This window comes from Arthrobacter sp. Y81 (assembly GCF_002929335.1).
In the GTDB taxonomy this organism is placed as follows: domain Bacteria; phylum Actinomycetota; class Actinomycetes; order Actinomycetales; family Micrococcaceae; genus Arthrobacter.
The window spans coordinates 50,126-56,125 of record NZ_PJIL01000024.1; the positions used below are offsets into that span (position 1 = coordinate 50,126).

A 6,000-nucleotide genomic window follows, 5' to 3' on the forward strand; every position below is an offset into this window, starting at 1 on the left:
CGCTCCGGAACGCTCCGGCCGGCGCTGTCGCATCCGTGTCACCGGGCCTGAGCCCCGGCGGTCGGGACACGTCCGGACAGGAATCTCCTCTGGACGCCCGGGCGTAGAAAGCATACTTGTTGAATTTGCTTGTCTTCGCGGACGCCCCGGCCTTAGCGTTCTGCTGGGAACACAGCGCAGAGGACCCGATGACAGGTCATGTTCCCTCAGATAAAGGAGCACGACGGATGTCGACCATCTCCACCCCGTACGCCCGGCACGGGACTCAGACCCGGCACGGCCGGCCTCTGCCGTGCGGCAGTTGCCGCCGCGACGCGCACCAGATCATCGAACCGCCGGACCGTGCCGACACGGATGTCGTGGAGGTTTCCTCTACCTGCATTGACTGCGATTCGTTCCATGCCAGCGCCGCCATGGTCCCCCCGGTCGCCCGGATCCTGAACCGCAGCGCAACCGTACACGGTGTTCTGCAGTTCGGCGGCGAGTACGTTCACTGCGGCGAACCGATGAAGCCCCAGGGCGCCGACCCGCGGAGCATCTACGCGCCGATGCACACCGGCAGACCGTCAGCGGGCCTACTGGAGGTCAATTTGCGGACGAAAGTTCTGCACGGCGGCTGCGGCTTCCAAATGGATATCCCCATGAGGAGGGCACAGGCGGCCGCCGGACCGGATAGTCGCCGATTCGACGAACATGTCCATGGGGCCCACAAAGGGGGACCACGTCATGAACGCAGAACCGCTCCCGCCGTCGGAGCCGGTGCACGGCCCCGTGCCCGCTCCGGCCGCTGCAAAGCGCCCGGCAGTGACCCGCGCAGGCATGATCTGGGTGGCCACGGTCGCTGCCTTGGTGCTGCTGATCCTGCTCATCGCCTTCATTGTGCAGAACCAGGACGACGTCAGGGTCAGGTTCTTTGGCCTGGACGGGACAATTTCCCTGGGCATGGCACTGTTTATTGCCGCAGTCAGCGGCGGGGTTTTGGTCGCTGTGGCGGGCGCCGTGCGGATCATCCAGCTCACATCCCGCAGCCGCCACGCACAGATGCCCCCACCCGGTACCTGAGAGTGTCAGGCCAGGCAGACACGGGGTACGACGTTGGACAATCCACGGAACTGAGCACGGTGCCGACTCATTCTCACCCCCTCACCCTGCGGAGGTTCCAAACCGTTGGGTGGTTGAAGGCGATCTGGGTTCTGCCGGAAGCGTCGGGTTAGAAACAGGCCAATACACCGAGGGTGCCTATGGTGCGGTCGGGACAGTAAAGCCAGAACACGAGGCGGAGACCGTCCAGGAGTCCCCTCGCCGCTGAGGAAAATGGTGATCTGCGGCCACGGGGTCCGGAGGGTGTCCGATCCGCCGTCGCGACCCATTTTTTCTCGACGACCTGCCCGTCCGGAGCTAAGCTTGGTTAGTACCGAAGAGCGGCAGACATCAATCGTAAAGGTAAGCCGATGACCGAGAATCCGCACGGCCAGGACGCCGCATCCCAGGCCCGGCATCGCGCGAGGGGTGCCGACGTCCCGGCCGATGACTCGCCCACCGGTGCGGATGTGGGCGAAGCGGTCGACATCGCCGAGTCGGGCACCAATGCGGAGGGGGAGCACTCGCATCCGGAACGGGCCAAGTCCGGCGAGGCGCCCGTCGAGCAGGTGTTCAACGACCCCGCCATGACCGAGGGGCAGCGGACCGTGACCGGCTCTGCGACGACAGACGGGGACGTACCGCCGGGACCTTCACCGGCCGAAGCCGGATCCGGTGGAGCCCAGTCCGGCATTGGGGCTCGAGAGTCGGACCGTCTCGCGGCCGGCGTGCCGCCGACCACAGGCAAGCCCTTCGACACCGGCACGAAGGACACCGAAACCGACGCCGACGGATAGCACGTTTGCGCCCAGCTCCACCGGGCCGCCGGAGCACATTATCCCTCGGTGTGCCAGGCCTCCTGACCCTGTCAGGTCCGATCATGGCGGCGGTCGCCTCCTGTGTTGACCCAGCATTGCAGGGATCGCGCCGAGGGGCAGGCCCGGGGATGGTTGGTGTACTCGCCCACCACACTTTCGCCCACGAAGCGCTCTGCGCTGCGGCCGGGGAAACCGACGGGGATACTCCAGGGACCGGGCCCTGATCGAGGTGCTGCTGCATCGGTCCGTGGATGCCGCCGATGTCTACTCCAACCGCGGGCGACGCCCGATCCAAAACATGCATGCCGCGTCGCTCCCTGCCTGACCCGGCTCCGGGCGAGTCTGTCTTCGCCGGCTCAAGACCGGGCCTGTTTGAGCGTGGGCTCCCGTGGCAAAATAGCGTGTTGCACACCAACGCATTTGCGCGCGCTGGCACTGAGGACCGGAAATGAAGAAAGAGCTGAAGGACGCCGCGGACGCGGTCGAGGAGGCATCGAACTCCAGGGCTTTCGTGATCGCCGCCAGGGCAGGTTTTGCCGTCAGCGGCGTGTTGCACGTTCTGACCGGGTCCGTCGCTATCCAGTTGGCCTCCGGCAAGGACGGACAGGCGGACCAAGGCGGGGCCGTCGCCCAGCTCGCCGGCCAGCCCGCGGGACTGCTGCTGCTGTGGACGGGATTCGCTGCCTGTGTGGCGCTGGCGCTCTGGCAAACCGGTAACGCCGTATTCGCCTACGGTCAGATGGAAGCCAAGAAGAAGATAGGGAAGAAACTTTCCGCCGCAGGCAAGGCGGTAGTGTTCGCAGTCATCGCGCTGACGTTCGCTGCCTCGGCAAGCGGAAACAGCAAGAACAGCGGACAGTCCACGAGCGATTTCACGGTCTCAATCATGAAAGCACCCGGGGGTGCGTTCCTGCTGGTCGCCATCGGGGCCGCGGTCGCTGTCGTCGGCATTGTCTTCGTGGTCCTCGGATTCAAGGCATCGTTCAAGAAGGATCTGCGGCTGCCGTCCTCGGGCACGGGCCGGGCCGTTGTGACGGGGCTGGGCGTGGTCGGCTACGTAGCCGAGGGCATCGCACTGTTTCTGGTGGGATTGCTGGTCATCATTGCCACCGTTAACGCCCACCCTCAGGAGTCCACCGGCCTGGACGGCGGATTGAAGGCCCTGCGCGAGCAGCCGTACGGGGTATATATGCTGACCGCCGTCGGCGCCGGTCTGATCTGCTACGGCCTTTACCTGATGGTGAAGGCCAAAGTCGCGCGGATGTAAGCCGCCCGCCGACGCGGCCGGCTCCTGCTCCTGCTCCACTGACTAGGGGGAGGAAACGGCCCGCCCCCCGGGAGCCGCCAGGAGCGCGTCGACAGGCGAAGAGGCAGCGCAGCGGGAAGGTCGGCAGACCTCACCGGAGCCGATCTGCGCGAAGCGGACGCGAGCCGTGCCGATCTTGCGGAAAGCCTCTGTTCACACCCGGATCCAGATCAATGCGGCCGTGGACGATTCCAGGACAAAACGACCCGCAGCACACAGACTCCTGCCGCCCGGGCTATTCAGGTCCTCCTGCGCCCCATGAAGAAACCGACGGCAGCGAGGATCAACAGCACCACGCCAACCCAGATCAGGAAGTTCAAAGAAGGAACCAGCCCGCCTCCGAAGAAGAACAGCACCGCAAGGACCACTACGACGATCAGAAGAATGTTCATGACCGCTACCCGCCCTTCTTTTTTGAAACGTTCAACAATGACACCGCCACCGGGCCTGGCCCCGGGTGGGTACTCCGCAATCCAGGCCTACCGGCGGCTCTTCACAAGAGCCCGGTTCCGGCCCGACCACCGGGCTCCGGGCCCGGGGCTACTGCGATGGCTGGGGAATGTCACAGGCAATCTTGGGGTTCAGTCCCGTGTAGTTCAGCGGCCCCGCAACGATTCTCAGCGCGACAGTTCCAACCGAGGCGCAGGATGCCGGCTGACCGGCGAAATAACCACGCTGAACGGCTGCGGCGACGCCGATCACAAGCCAGACGACCACTAATATTCCGACGATGATTCTGGCCCGCATTCGTCCTCCGATACCGGATTCTGCTGACGCTGCAGCGTAATTATTCACACGGTGGAGGGAACTGATCCATCGCGGATCAGAGCGGCAGCCTTAGCGGATCTTCTGGCCCGACCTGGTGGCGGCTGCTCTGGCCATCGCCGGAGGTGTCTTATCCTGGCCCGGTTCCTTGAGCAGGCCGGCCGGGCTGACTGGCATCGCCGCCCGGGCCCGGCTGACCATCCCCGGACTGCGCGTCCCGGCGCCCGCCGGCATCAACATCCGGATCCAGTTCATCAGCTTCCCGGACCCGTTCCTGCGAAGCTTCACGAACACTCCTTGCCTCTTCCTGACCATCGCGGGCCTCCCGACGGAGGCGTTCGGCATCCACGTTGGCCTGCTGTGCGTCCGCTTCCGCCCGGGCCGCCTTCGCTTCACCCTCCCGTGCGCCGAGTTCATCCGTCTCCGCCTTCTCGCGCATCGCGACCGCCCGACGCCGGTCAGCCTTCAGCTTCCCCTTGCGGCCGAAGAAGACCACCAACCCAACAATTACGAGAGCCACTACGACGACGATGATGATCCACAACAGCTGGCCCGAATCCATGATGATCCGCCTCTTTCCGCTTGCGGCAATGGAGATACCACCAGTAAACAACAAAACCTGCCTACAAACCATGGAATGAGCGGCGGTGTCAAGCGGTCGAAGCAACATCCCCAACCGGACAGCCACAGCCGAACCGGTTTGCTCCCGGTGTCAATGTCCACCCATCCGAATCCCCGACCTGGTGACGGCCACACACGAGTTCTGGCTGGCCAGGTGGTCCGTGGCCAGCGCCCGCACCTCCAGAATCATCCGGAGGGTATCGGCTCCGCCGGACCGTCGTGCGGTTTGTTTTTGTGCCGGGCCTCCTGCAGATGCTGCTCAAGCTCAATTCAGCATCCCGGCGCCGCCGGCCCACGGTGCGCAGCTGCCGGGTGATGGGCGTGCCCCAATCATCTCTGCCCTGCGGCACGTCATGAATCCCCTCATGGGGCACGGACCGAACCGCGTCCTCCGCATGGTTCTCGCTCATAATCGGATGATCGCACTGCGTCAGGACATGCGACAGGGTATTGAGGCCTTTTCCTGCAGACCGCCGGGCCTTTGGCTGGCGTGCCGCCACTACATGGGGCACTGAAACGCGTGTAGCGGTCCGGTAGTCCCCCGAATGTTCCACCCGAGGGTCATGTCGAAACCGCATGCGGCAGGCATGGATAAGCGCCGGCGCGAAACCGCCGGCTGCAGGACACAAAATGGGCGAGGCCACCGCGGGTCATGTCGGAAACGACGCCCAGAGCATGAATAGACGCAATGGAACCACAGGACGAGCGGAGAGGACTCACGTGATGGACAACTGGGCGGCCGGCCATCCTAACAACGCGACCCTAACAACGCGACAGACACCGATTTTCCCGGAGGTCATGTCACTCAGAACGCCAGGACGCATGAACTGACACCGGCCGAAAAGTTTGCAGGAAGGGACCACAATGCAAGCCGAGCGGACGCCCGTCGACGGGGTGTGCACAATGTACACACCACCTTTGGCCGGACAAACACGCAATGAGCGCACTCTGCCTGGTTCACAGAAAGCAGCCAGCCGAGGAAGATCCTCGAAGAGAATTCGCCTTGGTCATGTCGTCACCACAACCCTCGGCCATGAATGAGTGACGGCCAACAACTGGCCACCGGAAACAGCAAAAGGACGACACATAACCCCACACCCCAGCAAGCAGAGGGCCCACCAGCCAGGAACCTGACCCGCCACCCACACAACCGAACAGGCGACCGCAGCGCCTGGCACAGTCTGCGACCAGCGTCAGAGGGACCCGCGGAGGGTCAATGTCCACACATTAAAGCAAAAACCCCTCTGACGAGGGGTCATGCGTGCCCGAGGTGGGACTCGAACTGCATTCCAACCCCTGCAAACACTGGGAAGTCGCGAAAACAAAGGCAATTCGGTATATATCAAGCTGTTTGTGACAGCTGGTTGGTTTTGTAGTTGATGCCGGCGTGGGTCGGGGCGGCTGGTGCGG

The 6,000-nt window shown here is 64.1% G+C and carries 6 protein-coding genes; 3 read left to right on the top strand and 3 right to left on the bottom strand.

Going from position 1 to position 6,000, the window contains the following annotated elements; genetic code table 11:
- Positions 1 to 726 precede the first annotated feature (726 nt).
- The 3 genes from CXQ91_RS21835 to CXQ91_RS21845 all read left to right on the top strand — a co-directional run bounded on the left by CXQ91_RS21835 (position 727) and on the right by CXQ91_RS21845 (position 3,165).
- Complete coding sequence (locus CXQ91_RS21835) at positions 727 to 1,062, top strand: LapA family protein (RefSeq protein WP_308471426.1); 336 nt, start codon at positions 727 to 729, stop codon at positions 1,060 to 1,062.
- Between the two features lie 389 nt (positions 1,063 to 1,451).
- The gene (locus CXQ91_RS21840) at positions 1,452 to 1,877 is read left to right on the top strand and encodes a hypothetical protein (RefSeq protein ID WP_104175970.1); all 426 of its coding nucleotides are present in this window, start codon (positions 1,452 to 1,454) and stop codon (positions 1,875 to 1,877) included.
- Between the two features lie 469 nt (positions 1,878 to 2,346).
- Complete coding sequence (locus CXQ91_RS21845; RefSeq protein ID WP_104175971.1) at positions 2,347 to 3,165, top strand: DUF1206 domain-containing protein; 819 nt, start codon at positions 2,347 to 2,349, stop codon at positions 3,163 to 3,165.
- Positions 3,166 to 3,443: 278 nt separating this feature from the next.
- Here the strand turns inward: CXQ91_RS21845 and CXQ91_RS24915 are convergent, their stop codons facing one another.
- The 3 genes from CXQ91_RS24915 to CXQ91_RS21855 form a co-directional block, all read right to left on the bottom strand.
- On the bottom strand, positions 3,444 to 3,596 hold the full coding sequence (locus tag CXQ91_RS24915) for a hypothetical protein (protein WP_181039002.1): 153 nt from the start codon (positions 3,594 to 3,596) through the stop codon (positions 3,444 to 3,446).
- Between the two features lie 148 nt (positions 3,597 to 3,744).
- The gene (locus CXQ91_RS21850) at positions 3,745 to 3,951 is read right to left on the bottom strand and encodes a hypothetical protein (RefSeq protein ID WP_104175972.1); all 207 of its coding nucleotides are present in this window, start codon (positions 3,949 to 3,951) and stop codon (positions 3,745 to 3,747) included.
- Positions 3,952 to 4,099: 148 nt separating this feature from the next.
- A complete protein-coding gene (locus CXQ91_RS21855; protein WP_146072413.1) occupies positions 4,100 to 4,531 on the bottom strand; it encodes a hypothetical protein in 432 nt (143 codons plus the stop codon).
- Between the last annotated feature and the right edge of the window lie 1,469 nt (positions 4,532 to 6,000).